Origin of the sequence: Pseudomonas sp. NPDC012596 (assembly GCF_042902325.1) — a bacterium.
Classification (GTDB): Bacteria; Pseudomonadota; Gammaproteobacteria; order Pseudomonadales; family Pseudomonadaceae; genus Aquipseudomonas.
Map to the genome: position 1 here is coordinate 52,295 of NZ_JBIBEB010000005.1, position 13,084 is coordinate 65,378.

The 13,084-nt window shown below is 62.5% G+C and carries 13 protein-coding genes; 4 read left to right on the plus strand and 9 right to left on the minus strand.

The genetic code is table 11. From position 1 onward, the window contains the following. Positions 1 to 15 precede the first annotated feature (15 nt). Both cmoA and cmoB read left to right on the plus strand, forming a co-directional pair. Entirely contained in the window at positions 16 to 759 is a 744-nt protein-coding gene (gene cmoA / locus ACFY68_RS08075; RefSeq protein WP_346614464.1) for a carboxy-S-adenosyl-L-methionine synthase CmoA, read from the plus strand. Next, positions 756 to 1,712, plus strand: coding sequence for a tRNA 5-methoxyuridine(34)/uridine 5-oxyacetic acid(34) synthase CmoB (gene cmoB / locus ACFY68_RS08080; RefSeq protein WP_387525405.1), 957 nt, complete (start codon positions 756 to 758; stop codon positions 1,710 to 1,712). The genes cmoA and cmoB overlap by 4 nt, the downstream gene beginning before the upstream one ends. Positions 1,713 to 1,782: 70 nt before the next feature. Here the strand turns inward: cmoB and ACFY68_RS08085 are convergent, their stop codons facing one another. Further along, entirely contained in the window at positions 1,783 to 1,986 is a 204-nt protein-coding gene (locus ACFY68_RS08085; RefSeq protein ID WP_387525408.1) for a hypothetical protein, read from the minus strand. A gap of 231 nt (positions 1,987 to 2,217) precedes the next feature. On the opposite strand from ACFY68_RS08085, the gene ACFY68_RS08090 reads away from it, so the two are divergent. After that, entirely contained in the window at positions 2,218 to 2,892 is a 675-nt protein-coding gene (locus ACFY68_RS08090) for a heavy metal response regulator transcription factor (RefSeq protein WP_387525411.1), read from the plus strand. Beyond that, positions 2,889 to 4,271, plus strand: coding sequence for a heavy metal sensor histidine kinase (locus tag ACFY68_RS08095; protein ID WP_387525414.1), 1,383 nt, complete (start codon positions 2,889 to 2,891; stop codon positions 4,269 to 4,271). Before ACFY68_RS08090 ends, ACFY68_RS08095 begins: the two co-directional genes overlap by 4 nt. Before the next feature lie 114 nt (positions 4,272 to 4,385). Here ACFY68_RS08095 and pdxJ read toward each other — a convergent pair whose 3' ends face one another. The 8 genes from pdxJ to ACFY68_RS08135 form a co-directional block, all read right to left on the minus strand. Continuing rightward, a complete protein-coding gene (gene pdxJ / locus ACFY68_RS08100; RefSeq protein ID WP_387525869.1) occupies positions 4,386 to 5,108 on the minus strand; it encodes a pyridoxine 5'-phosphate synthase in 723 nt (240 codons plus the stop codon). 60 nt (positions 5,109 to 5,168) lie between these two features. Then, entirely contained in the window at positions 5,169 to 5,852 is a 684-nt protein-coding gene (gene recO / locus ACFY68_RS08105) for a DNA repair protein RecO (RefSeq protein WP_387525417.1), read from the minus strand. A 51-nt stretch (positions 5,853 to 5,903) separates the two neighbouring features. After that, entirely contained in the window at positions 5,904 to 6,806 is a 903-nt protein-coding gene (gene era, locus ACFY68_RS08110; RefSeq protein WP_387525419.1) for a GTPase Era, read from the minus strand. Further along, positions 6,799 to 7,488, minus strand: coding sequence for a ribonuclease III (gene rnc / locus ACFY68_RS08115; RefSeq protein WP_346614472.1), 690 nt, complete (start codon positions 7,486 to 7,488; stop codon positions 6,799 to 6,801). The genes era and rnc overlap by 8 nt, the downstream gene beginning before the upstream one ends. A 161-nt stretch (positions 7,489 to 7,649) precedes the next feature. Next, the gene (gene lepB, locus ACFY68_RS08120; protein ID WP_346614473.1) at positions 7,650 to 8,504 is read right to left on the minus strand and encodes a signal peptidase I; all 855 of its coding nucleotides are present in this window, start codon (positions 8,502 to 8,504) and stop codon (positions 7,650 to 7,652) included. A gap of 5 nt (positions 8,505 to 8,509) precedes the next feature. Further along, positions 8,510 to 10,309, minus strand: a complete 1,800-nt coding sequence (gene lepA / locus ACFY68_RS08125; RefSeq protein WP_346614474.1) for a translation elongation factor 4 — start codon at positions 10,307 to 10,309, stop codon at positions 8,510 to 8,512. Positions 10,310 to 10,492: 183 nt separating this feature from the next. Continuing rightward, the gene (locus ACFY68_RS08130; protein ID WP_387525423.1) at positions 10,493 to 11,932 is read right to left on the minus strand and encodes a DegQ family serine endoprotease; all 1,440 of its coding nucleotides are present in this window, start codon (positions 11,930 to 11,932) and stop codon (positions 10,493 to 10,495) included. Positions 11,933 to 12,108: 176 nt separating this feature from the next. Then, positions 12,109 to 13,074, minus strand: coding sequence for a MucB/RseB C-terminal domain-containing protein (locus ACFY68_RS08135; protein WP_387525426.1), 966 nt, complete (start codon positions 13,072 to 13,074; stop codon positions 12,109 to 12,111). Between the last annotated feature and the right edge of the window lie 10 nt (positions 13,075 to 13,084).

The window sequence follows — 13,084 nt, forward strand, 5'->3', positions numbered from 1 at the left end:
CCGCCTGGATTCACCGTGAGCAAACAGCCCGACCGCCTTTTCGCCCAGCCTTTGGAGCAAGTCCCCGACTTCGTGTTCAACGAAGACGTGGTGCGCGTGTTTCCGGACATGATCAAGCGCTCGGTGCCCGGTTACCCCACCATCGTCGAGAACCTCGGCGTACTCGCGGCGCGCTTCGCCCAGCCGAACACCGCCTTGTATGACCTCGGCGCGTCGCTGGGCGCCGTCACCCAATCGTTGCGCCGCCACGTGCGCAGCGAAGGCTGCCGGGTGATTGCCGTGGACAACTCGGCGGCCATGGTCGAACGCTGCCGCCAATACCTCACCGCCCAGGACTCGATGTTCCAGGAGCTGCTGCCGGTGCAGGTGCTGGAAGCGGACATCCTCGCCCTGCCCTTCGAGCCCGCCTCGGTGGTGGCCATGAACTTCACCCTGCAGTTCATCGCCCCCGAGCAACGCCTGGCGCTGCTCGCCGGTATCCGCCAGGCCCTGCTGCCCGGCGGTGCGCTGATCCTCTCGGAGAAACTGCGGTTTGCCGATGACGAGGAGCAGACCCTGCTCAACGACCTGCATCTGGACTTCAAACGGGCCAATGGCTACAGCGAACTGGAAATTGCCCAGAAGCGCAGCGCCATCGAGAACGTGATGAGGCCCGATACCCTGCAAGCCCATACCGAGCGCCTGCGCGCTGCGGGCTTCAGCAAGGTGGTGCCGTGGTTCCAATGCCTTAACTTCGCCTCGCTGATAGCCCTGCCATGATTGATCTGTCCCCACTCGTCCGCCGCCTGGCGGGCACGCCGCTGGCTTGCTGGTCGCAAGGCCTGCAAGCACAACTGCAAGCCAAACTGGAAAAAGGCCACGGCGACCTCGACCGCTGGCGCGGTGCACTGGATGCCCTGCCGGCCGTGAAGCCAAGCGAAATCGACCTGGTCAACGGCCTGCGCCTGGACTGCGAGTGTGACGACGCCACGCGCATGCAGATGCGTGAAGCCCTGATGGGCCTGTCGCCCTGGCGCAAAGGGCCGTTCGACCTGTTCGGCGTGCATGTGGACACCGAGTGGCGCTCGGACTGGAAGTGGTCGCGTGTCGGCCCGCACCTGGACCTCAGGGGCAAACGCGTGCTCGATGTCGGCTGCGGCAACGGTTACTACCAGTGGCGCATGCTCGGTGCCGGCGCCGACATGGTCATCGGCGTCGACCCTAACTGGCTGTTCTTCTGCCAGTTCCAGGCCGTGCAGCAATACCTGCCCGACCTGCCCGCCTGGCACCTGCCCTTTGCACTGGAAGAGTTGCCGGCCAACCTCGAAGGCTTCGACACGGTGTTTTCCATGGGCGTGTTCTACCACCGCCGCTCGCCCATCGAGCACTTGCTGGCGCTGAAGGACTGCCTGGTCAAAGGCGGCGAACTGGTGCTGGAAACCCTGGTTATCGAAGGCGACGAGCAGCAGGTGCTGGTGCCCGAAGACCGTTATGCGCAGATGCGCAACGTCTGGTTCCTGCCTTCGGTGCCTGCGCTGGAGCGGTGGTTGCGCCGCGCCGGCTTCAGCGATGTGCGCTGCGTGGATGTCAGCGTGACCAGCGTCGAGGAGCAGCGCAGCACCGACTGGATGCGCTACCAGTCGCTGGGCGACTTCCTCGACCCGAACGACCACAGCAAAACCATCGAAGGCCTCCCGGCCCCGCGCCGCGCCACACTGGTGGCGCGCAAATAAAAAAGGCGCCGATCCGGGCGCCTGAACACACCTGTGCCGAGGAGCAGACGCGGCACAGGGTGGTGCCGTACTAGTCCTTCGCTACCTCGCGGGCTTTTTCCTGCGCCTTGCGCTCGCGCTCGGCCACTGCCTGCTGCTTGTCGCCGTGCAGGCGTTGCTGATCTTCGCGGAAGGCTTGCCAGAACTGGCGGGAGCGTTCGGCACCGCCTTCGGCGTAGGCGCTGGCGCTGCCCAGGGCGAGGATTGCCAGCAGCAGGTATTTGCTCAGGTTCATCGTGGTTGCCTCGTGATAACCGATCAGATGGGGTAATGCTAGCGAGGCGTAGGTAACGGCAAGGTGAGGCGGGTATTACAGTCCTGCAATGTGGAACAGCCCGATAACACACGGGTTACAAATCTGTTATCTGCGTCACTCGGCCGTTCTCATGCCGTAACATCCTGCCGCTTGACCCTGATCCTGCTACAGGGTGAAGAATCGCCCCCCTTTTACCACCCTGAGCCCGCCATGCGCCTATTGATCATCGAGGACGAACTGCGTACCGCCGACTACCTGCAGCAAGGCCTGCGCGAAAACGGCTATGTGGTTGACTGCGCCCACACCGGCATCGACGGCCTGCACCTGGCACGCCAACAGCCCTATGACCTGGTCATTATCGACGTCAACCTGCCCGAACTCGATGGCTGGACCGTACTGCAGCGCCTGCGCGCCGAATCGGCCACGCGCATCATGATGCTCACCGCCCACGGCCGCCTGGCCGATCGGGTCAAGGGGCTAGACCTGGGTGCCGACGACTACCTGCTCAAGCCGTTCGAGTTTCCCGAACTGCTGGCGCGCATCCGCAGCCTGCTACGCCGTAACGATCAGCAACTGCAGCCCAGCACCCTGCGCGTTGCCGACCTGGAACTCGACCCCGGCCGCCACCGCGCCTACCGCGCCGGGCAACGCATCGACCTGACGGCCAAGGAGTTCGCCCTGCTGCACCTGTTGATGCGTCAGAGCGGTGAGGTGCTGTCGCGTACCCAGATCATTTCGCTGGTGTGGGACATGAATTTCGACTGCGACACCAACGTGGTCGAGGTGTCGATCCGCCGCCTGCGGGCGAAGATCGACGACCCGTTCGAAGACAAGCTGATCCACACCCTGCGCGGCGTTGGCTACGTGCTGGAAGCGCGCGCGTGAAGCAGGCCAGCCTGTCCGTGCGCCTTGGCCTGAGCGTTACCCTAATGGGCGCTGCGCTCGTTCTGCTGCTGGCCTGCCTGGCGGTCTTTGCCCTCGACCATGAACTGGACAGCCGCGCGCGCAAGGACCTGGCCCGCAAGATGCTGCAGGTGGAGCACAATTTGCGGGTCGACCTGCGCAGTGAAGACCTCGGCACCCGCGCTCACCCGCTGCTCGACCTGGTGATGGGCCACGACAACCTCAGCCTCACCGTACGGGCACTCGATGGCCGCCACCCGCACCTGCTCAGCCTCGGCCCGGCGCTGGAAGCGCGCGTGGGCGAACTGCGCGCCGAGGCGCGCCTGAGCTACCACGAATGGCGCGACAGCACCGGCAAGCAGCTGCTGACCGCGACCCGCCTGATGCGCCTGCGCGACGACACGCCGGTGCGGGTGATGATGACACTCGACCGCGCCGACGACAGCGACCTGCTGCAGGCCTACCTGCGCTCTACCCTGCTCGCCCTGCCGCTGCTGCTGGTGCTGATTGGCGCTGGCGCGTGGTGGCTGATGCAGCGTGGCCTCAAGCCGCTGCGCAAGTTCCGGCGAATTGCCGGGCAGGTGTCCGCGCACGATCTGCAGCACCGCCTGCCCGACAACGGGTTGCCATTGGAGCTTGCCGAGCTGGCCCACGGCATCAACGTGATGCTCGACCGCCTGGACCAAGGTGTAAGCCAGCTATCGCAGTTCTCCGATGACCTCGCCCATGAACTGCGTACGCCGTTGAGCAATTTGATGGGCAAGGCCCAGGTAACCCTGGCCCGCGAGCGGGACAGCGAAAACTACCGCGAAGTGCTCGAAGACAGCGTCGAGGAACTGACCCGGCTCAACCGCATCATCAACGATATGTTGTTCCTCGCCCAGGTCAGCCAGCCGCAGGCGCGGGTGGCGCTCAAGCCGCTGGCGTTGGCGGATGAGGCTGAACAGGTGATGGAGCTGTTTGCCTTCAGCGCCGAACACAAACGGCTGACGCTGCGGCTGCAGGGTTGGGGCACAGCGCTGGCGGACAGGTTGATGTTCCAGCGAGCGCTGTCAAACCTGTTGAGCAATGCGATTCGGCACAGCCCTGAAGACCATGAAGTAAACCTGGGCATCGAACGCCATGGCGAAGAGGTCTGGCTATGGGTGGCCAACCAGGGGCTGGGGATTGCCGATGAACATCAACTGCGGCTGTTCGAGCGGTTCTACCGCGCGGGGTCGGGGCGTTCACGGCTGGAGGGCGGAACCGGGCTGGGGCTGGCGATCGTAAAGTCGATCATGCAGCTGCATGGGGGGCGCGTTGAGGTGATCAGCAGTCCCACAGGACCTACCCGGTTTTCGCTGGTGTTTCGAACCGAATAGGTTGTTGTCAGTTCAGGCCTCATCGCCGGCAAGCCGGCTCCCACAGGTAACGCGCCGCGCTCAAGGTGTGGGAGCCGGCTTGCCGGCGATAGGGCCGGTACTGACAAAATGAATTCAGCGCGAAGCTGCCACTATCAGTGCCTTCATCTCCGCCACCGCCGCCTTGAAGCCGACGAACAGCGCATGGGCCACCAGCGCATGGCCGATGTTCAGTTCATTGATGCCCTTGATCGCCGCCACTGCCTCCACGTTGTGGTAGTGCAGGCCATGGCCGGCATTGACGATCAGCCCCTGGCCAACGCCAAAGGCGACGCCATCGGCAATACGCTTGAGCTCTTCAGCCACGTCGGTGGGGGTTTCAGCGTCGGCATAACGGCCGGTGTGCAGCTCGATGGCAGGTGCACCAACGCGGCGCGAGGCTTCGATCTGCCGCTCGTCGGCATCGATGAACAGCGATACTTCAGCGCCGGTGCGCGCCAGGCGCTCCACCGCAGCCTTGATCCGTGCCTCCTGACCCGCCACGTCCAGCCCGCCTTCGGTGGTCAGCTCCTGACGGGTTTCGGGTACCAGGCAGATATGCGCCGGGCGGATCTTTTCGGCGAACAGCATCATCTCTTCAGTGACGCCCATCTCGAAGTTCATGCGCGTTTGCAGCACGTCCTTGAGCACCAGCACGTCGCGCTCCTGGATATGCCGACGGTCTTCGCGCAGGTGCACGGTAATGCCGTCGGCACCCGCTTCCTCGGCGTCCAGCGCCGCTTTGACAGGGTCCGGGTAACGTGTGCCGCGGGCCTGGCGCAAAGTTGCCACGTGGTCGATGTTGACGCCGAGAAGCATGCGGTTGCTGTGAGTCACGAAAGCTCTCCTGAAGATTTAGCCCCACAGCATACGATGTGCTCAGCGCTTGCGAAACAGTTCCCGGCTGACCAGTGGTTTTGGCCCCAGGTGCACGGCCAGTGCCTGGCGCATCAGGCGCTTGGCCGCGAGCAAGGCGCCGGGGGCCTCCCAGTCGGCCTGGGCCAGGGCCAACAGCTCGACGCCGTTGAACAGGCCCGGCTGTAGCAAGTGCACGCGTTCCAGGCCGGCATCGACCCGCAGGCGGTACAGGCCTTCGGCTTCTATGGGCGCGTCATTGACGTCATGGTCCAGGGCGAAGGCATAGCCCAGATCTTCCAGCAGGCGCCATTCGAAAGAGCGCAACAGCGGCTCGAGCGCACGCCCGGCCGCCAGCGCCTGCAGGGTCAGGGCGTAATGCTCGAACAATTCGGGTTGGGGTGCTTCGGCAGGCAGCAGGCGCATCAACAATTCGTTCAGGTACAGCCCGCTGAACAGCGCATCACCATGCAACCAGGCGGCTATACCGACGCTATCCAGGCGCCCGACGTTCTTCAGCTCGCCACGCCCGCGCAGCTCCACTTCCAGCGGCACGAACGGCCGTACCAGGCTGCCACCCTTGCCCCGAGCGCGGCGCAACACCGCGCGCAGGCGGCCCTGCGGTGTAAAGAAGTCCACCAGTGCGCTGGTTTCCTTGTAGGCACGGCTGTGCAGCACGTAGGCCGGCTGGCCGACAGGTTGTTCCATGGGATTGGCCTGAAAGCAGAAGCCCGGATAAATCCGGGCCACTGATGGGGGTTACAGGTCGCCGTAGCCCAGCGAACGCAGGGCGCGCTCGTCGTCGGACCACCCGCCTTTGACCTTGACCCAGAGGTTGAGCATGACCTTGGCGTCGAACAGGGTTTCCATGTCCTTGCGCGCGTCGGAACCGATGCGTTTGATGCGCTCGCCCTTGTCGCCAATGATGATCTTCTTCTGCCCGTCACGCTCCACCAGGATCAGAGCGTGGATATGCAGCACATGGCCCTGCTGCTTGAACTCTTCGATCTCCACGGTGATCTGGTACGGAAGCTCCGCACCCAGCTGACGCATGATCTTCTCGCGCACCAGCTCGGCGGCCAGGAAGCGGCTGCTACGGTCGGTGATCTGGTCTTCCGGGAAGAAGTGGTCGTTTTCCGGCAGGTGCTTGGCGATCAGGGCTTCGAGCGATTCGAGGTTGTGACCCTGCTGAGCGGAAATCGGCACGACCTCGGCATTCGGCAGTTGCTCCTGCAGCCACTGAAGATGCGGGATGAGGTCGGCCTTTTCGTCCATGCGGTCGGTCTTGTTGACCGCAATGATCAACGGGCCGGTCACGTACTGGACGCGTTCGAGCACCAGCTGGTCTTCGTCGGTCCAGCGCGTACGGTCAACCACGAAAATCACCACGTCGACGTCTTTCAACGCGGCCGAGGCATTGCGGTTCATGTAGCGGTTCAAGGCCTTGTCGTTAGCCTTGTGCATGCCCGGGGTATCGACGTAGATCGCCTGCACATCACCCTCGGTCTTGATGCCGAGCATGTTGTGACGGGTGGTCTGCGGCTTGCGCGAGGTGATCGCCAGCTTCTGCCCGAGGATGTGGTTGAGCAAGGTCGATTTGCCCACGTTGGGGCGGCCGACGATGGCCACGTAGCCGCAGCGGGTCGGATTGTTCTCAGTCATTGCCATTCTCCACGCCCAGGGCGATCAATGCAGCGGCGGCGGCGACTTGCTCGGCAATACGCCGGCTCACGCCCTGGCCACGGCTCTTGTTGTTCAGCAGCACCACTTCGCATTCGACGAAGAAGGTACGGCAGTGCGGTTCGCCCTGGATGTCCACGACCTCGTAACGAGGCAGCTCACAGCTACGCGACTGCAGAAATTCCTGCAGGCGGGTTTTCGGGTCTTTGTTGGTGTCGACCAGGGTCAGGCTGTCGAACTCGTCGGTCAACCAGGCCAGCACGCGCTCGCGAGCGGTCTGCATGTCGGCATCCAGGTAGATGGCACCGATCAGGGCTTCGAGGGCATCCGCCAGGATCGACTCGCGACGGAAACCGCCGCTCTTGAGCTCACCGGAGCCCAGACGCAAGTACTCACCCAGGTCGAAGCCCCGGGCCAGGCGGGCCAGGGTCTCGCCCTTGACCAGCCGCGCGCGCAGGCGCGACAGCTGGCCTTCGCGGGCCTGCGGGAAGCGCTCGAACAGCGCCTCGCCGGCGACGAAGTTGAGAATGGCATCGCCAAGAAACTCCAGGCGCTCATTGTTGCGCCCGGCATAGCTGCGATGGGTCAGGGCCAGCACCATCTGGTCCTGGTCTTTGAAGGTGTAACCGAGCTTGCGCTCGAGACGGGCAAGGGAAGCACTCATGCAGCCACCCGTTGGTTGTTCAACGCGTTGTTCAAATCAACTTCCTGAAAGACTGTTTGGCTGTGGCCCGTCGCGGCGAGCAACGAAACTCTCGATCCCTGAGAACACAGCCTATGTCAGAAATGCATTCGGCGCTGTCTGCTGGACAGCGCCGATGGGTATCAATGGATCAGGCCGACCCGCGACAGGTTGGGCAAGTGGCTGAGTTTGGGCTCTGGCCAGCTCATCCAGACCGCGAAGGCCTTGCCGACGATGTTCCGGTCCGGAACCATGCCGTGCAGTTCCTTGGGAATGTTCGGGTCATCCCAGTAACGGCTGTCGTTGGAGTTGTCGCGGTTGTCGCCCATCATGAAGTAATGGCCGGCTGGCACGGTCCATTGCTGGTCCGGCGGCATGCGATAACGGGTCATTTCCTTGCGGATCAGGTGTTCGGCCTCGCCCAGTTTTTCCTTGTACAGCTCGGCGCTGCCCAGGGTGCCTGGCTCGGCGCCGACCAGTTGCTCGGCGATCGGCTGACCATTGACGTACAACCGCTTGTCGTTGGTATAGCGGATCTGGTCGCCCGGCAGGCCAACCACACGCTTGATGTAGTTGACGTTAGGGTCGCTTGGGTAGCGGAACACCATCACATCGCCGCGCTGCGGGTCACCGACTTCGATGACTTTCTTGTCGATCACCGGCAGGCGAATACCGTAGGAGAATTTGTTCACCAGGATGAAATCGCCCACTTCCAGGGTCGGCTTCATCGACCCGGAAGGGATCTGGAACGGCTCGACCAGGAACGAACGCAACACCAGCACGATGAACAGCACCGGGAAGAACGACTTGCCGTACTCGACCAGCAACGGTTCCTTGTTCAGGCGCTCGACCACGGCCATTTCTGGCTGGGTGACGCTACCCTGGTAGTTGGCGATCGCTGCCCGCCGGCGCGGGGCCAGGAACAGCAGATCGATCAAACCCAACAGACCGCAAACGGCTACGGCGATGACGAGCAACAGCGGGAAATTTAGCGACATAGGACCTAGCTATCCAACCTGAGCACGGCGAGGAAGGCTTCTTGTGGAATCTCCACGTTGCCCACCTGTTTCATGCGTTTCTTACCGGCCTTCTGCTTCTCCAGCAGCTTTTTCTTACGGCTGACGTCACCACCGTAGCACTTGGCCAGTACGTTCTTTCTGAGCGCCTTGACGGTTGTCCGCGCAATGATCTGGCCGCCGATAGCTGCCTGGATCGCCACATCGAACATCTGCCGAGGGATCAGCTCCTTCATCTTCTCGGTCAACGCACGGCCTTTATAGGCCGCGTTGTCGCGGTGCACGATCAATGCCAGGGCATCGACCTTGTCGCCGTTGATCAGTACATCCAGCTTGACCAGGTTGGCCGACTGGTAACGATCGAAATGATAGTCCAGCGAAGCATAGCCGCGGCTGGTGGACTTGAGGCGGTCGAAGAAGTCCAGCACTACCTCGTTCATCGGCATGTCGTAACGCACTTGCACCTGGCTGCCGAGGAACTGCATGTCGCGCTGTACGCCACGTTTCTCGATGCACAGGGTGATGACGTTGCCCAGGTGTTCCTGCGGCACCAGAATGGTCGCGGTGACGATCGGCTCGCGGAAATCGGTGACGGACGAGACATCAGGCAGCTTCGACGGGTTGTCGACGATGATGGTTTCGCCGGTCTTGAGCTCCAGCTCGTAGATCACGCTCGGGGCGGTGGTGATCAGGTCCAGGTCGTATTCGCGCTCCAGGCGCTCCTGGATGATCTCCATGTGCAGCATGCCCAGGAAGCCGCAGCGGAAGCCAAAGCCCAGTGCGTCGGAGCTTTCCGGCATGTACTGCAGCGACGAGTCGTTCAGGGTCAGCTTCTGCAGGGCGTCGCGGAAGTCCTCGAAGTCGTCGGAGCTGACCGGGAACAGGCCGGCATAGACCTGTGGCTGGATCTTCTTGAAGCCTGACAGCACTTCGACCTCGGGGGTCGAGGACAGGGTCAGGGTGTCACCGACCGGTGCACCGTGAATGTCCTTGATGCTGGCGATGATGAAGCCTACTTCACCGGCTTTCAGATCAGCGGTCTGGGTATGCTTGGGCGTGAAGACACCGACGCTGTCGACCAGGTGCACCTTGCCGGTGGACTTGACCAGGATCTTGTCACCCTTCTTGACGCGGCCCTGGCGCACACGCACCAGCGAGACCACGCCCAGGTAGTTGTCGAACCAGGAGTCGATGATCAGCGCTTGCAGCGGTGCATCGATCTCGCCTTCGGGCGCGGGAATGGTGTGCACCAGGCGCTCGAGCACCTCGTCCACGCCCATGCCGCTCTTGGCGCTGCAGGCCACGGCGTCGGTGGCGTCGATACCGATGATCTTCTCGATCTCGTCCTTGACGCGGTCCGGGTCGGCCTGGGGCAGGTCCATCTTGTTCAGCACCGGCATCACTTCGAGGCCTTGCTCGATGGCGGTGTAGCAGTTGGCGACGGACTGGGCTTCAACGCCCTGGCCGGCATCCACCACCAGCAGTGCGCCTTCACAGGCAGCCAGCGAGCGCGAAACTTCATAGGTGAAGTCAACGTGGCCAGGCGTGTCGATGAAGTTCAGCTGGTAGGTCTTGCCGTCCAGTGCCTTGTAGTGAAGCGTGACGCTGTGGGCTTTGATGGTGATCCCGCGCTCGCGCTCCAGGTCCATGGAATCGAGGACCTGCGCTTCCATTTCGCGCGCCGACAGGCCGCCGCACATCTGGATGAAACGGTCGGCCAGCGTCGACTTGCCATGGTCGATGTGGGCGATGATGGAGAAATTGCGGATATGACTCAAATCACTCACGGGTCAACACTCGGAAAAGGCTGCGAGCCGGACGCCCGCCGAAAAATAGCCGGGAATTGTACCTCAACCAGCAGGGATATGGGAGATTCCTCTGACGCACGATACAGGCCGACTCCGGCAAATAATTGTGAAGACTCATGAAAAAGGGCAGCCGAAGCTGCCCTTTCCTACCTGCAGACCAGCTTATTCCGCTAGCTTGAAGGTGATGAAGCTCGCCCGCCCCTGGCGTAGCACACGCATGGAAACCGAGCGGTTCTTCGGCAGGTCCTTGGCGATTTCGGTGAACTGCTTGGCCGAAGCGATCGCCTGGTTGTTCAGGTGGCTGATGACATCACCCGGACGCAGGCCGATCATCGCTGCCGGGCCGTCCTGAACCTCTTTGATCACAACGCCGCCTTTGAGCTCCAGCGATTTCTTCTGCTCGGCGGTCAGGTCCGAGACAGACACACCAAGGCGGTTGCTGCTGCGCTCGGCGCTGCCGTCGGCGCCGGTCCCGGTGGCGATATCGGCATCATCATCTGGCATCGCGCCAATGGTCACATCCAGATTCTGGCGCTTGCCATTGCGAATGATCTCCAGCTTGGCCTTGGCGCCATCCTTGAGGGTACCGACCAGGTGCGGCAGGTCAGCCGACATGACGATCGGCTGGCCGTTCATGCTCAGGATCACATCACCCACCTGCAGGCCGCTCTTGGCGGCCGGGCCGTCTTCCAGCACCTGCGCCACCAGGGCACCGGCCGGTTTGTCGAGGCCGAAGGATTCCGCCAGGTCCTTGTTGACCTCCTGGATCACCACACCCAGCCAGCCACGGCTGACCTTGCCGTCTTTCTTCAGCTGATCGGAGACATCGATGGCCACGTCGATCGGAATGGCGAACGACAAGCCCATGAAGCCGCCCGAACGGGTAAAGATCTGCGAGTTGATACCCACCACCTCACCATTCATGTTGAACAGCGGGCCGCCAGAGTTACCCGGGTTGATCGCCACGTCGGTCTGGATGAACGGCACATAGGTGTCATTGGGCAGGGTACGCCCCTTGGCACTGACGATACCCTTGGTTACCGAATGGTCGAAGCCGAACGGCGAACCGATGGCTAGCACCCACTCACCCACCTTGAGCTTCTCGGAGTCGCCCAGTTTCACCGTTGGCAGGTTCTTGCCCTCGACCTTCAGCAGCGCCACGTCGGTGCGCGGGTCGGTGCCGACCAGCTTGGCCTGCATTTCGCTGCGGTCAGAAAGGCGGACGATGATTTCATCGGCATCGGCGACCACATGGTTGTTGGTCAGCACATAGCCATCGCTGGAAATGATGAAACCCGAGCCCAGCGACTGCGCCTCGCGCTGGCGATCACCCCGCGGCGAACGCGGCTGCTGCGGTATGTTGCGCTCGAAGAACTCGCGGAACATCGGCGGCAGGCCTTCGAGGTCCGGCATCTGCCCGGCGGCAATGCGGCGGTCCGGCAGCTTCTGCTTGGTACTGATGTTGACCACGGCCGGCGAGGCCTGCTCGACCAGGGTGGTGAAGTCCGGCAGGGCTTCCGCGGCCTGGGCGGTGAGCGCCTGACCGAGCATGAGCACGGCGGCGAACATCGATAGGTAGGGTTTCAAGCGTGGTATTGACATACGGCTCCCGTCACAACGAGCGTAGTTAACGTAAGACCCCTGCAGAAGCAGGAAAGGCCAGACTTCAAGAAGCCTGACCTATAGAAAATTTGGAGAGGGATTGCAAATGACAATGCTTTAATTTCATTTCAGCCGCATGTCCGTACGCCTTCGAATGGGCCGAAAAAAACGCGCCATCACTGGCGCGCCTGAGCATCCTGGGGCCGCATCGACAGCGCAATGCGCTCTGCAGTACCCAGTGGAATTTCGCCAACCACGGTGACCATCACCTTGCCCTTGGGCGTATTCAGGCGACGCGAAACCGCCGAGGTAGGGCCAAGCTGAGTACGCACATCGGCGCTGGCATCTTCCTTCACCGGCTCGAGGAACACCGAGAAGCGTGCCAGACCGTCGTCGTACATCAGGCTGCTGACGGCGCTGTCACGGGTGGGGTCACGGCGTACCGTGCTGTTGATCAACTCGAAACCTGGCGGCAGCCAGTCCGATCGCCAACCTGCAACGGCTTCGGTCTTGGCGCTGGCGACACGCTCCACCGGCTTGCAGGCAGCACTGGCATGCAACTGCGCATCAGTCGGCAGGTTGTCGGTATCAAGGCTGGTCATCTGGAAGCGTTCGAGCAACTGCCCCTTTTCGTTGAGCATCAACGAGCGCAGTGGCAGGCCGGTTTTACGATCCAGATGCAACTCGAACCCATAACGATGCTGGTCACGCGGGCTGAGCGAGACAATCACCGCATCGCGCCCGGCGACGCGCGACTTGCCCTGCACACTCAAGTCGTACCAACTCATCAACTTCAAGGGATCGAGCATGCGCGGCGCAGCGTCAGGCAGGCTGCTCACTCCACTGGCCAGGGCACCGCTGACGCACTGCACCTTGCCATCAACCCGCACGATTTCCTGGGCGGTGCCATCGAGCTGCAGAAGCCGCTCGCTGACTTTGCCGTCCTGAACTCGATGCCAGATATCGTGGGAAGAGAAGCTGCCGTTTCGTTCGTAGACGAAGGAGCCCTGATAACTCTGCTTTTGCTCGGCCTGTGCCAGCTTGTTCAACCACTCGCTCGCCTCGGGCGACGAGTTGGCTGCCAACGCTGGCACCGTCATGCAGCTGCCTATCAGCAGCGACAAGAGAGGTAGCGCGCGCATGATCCTCCTT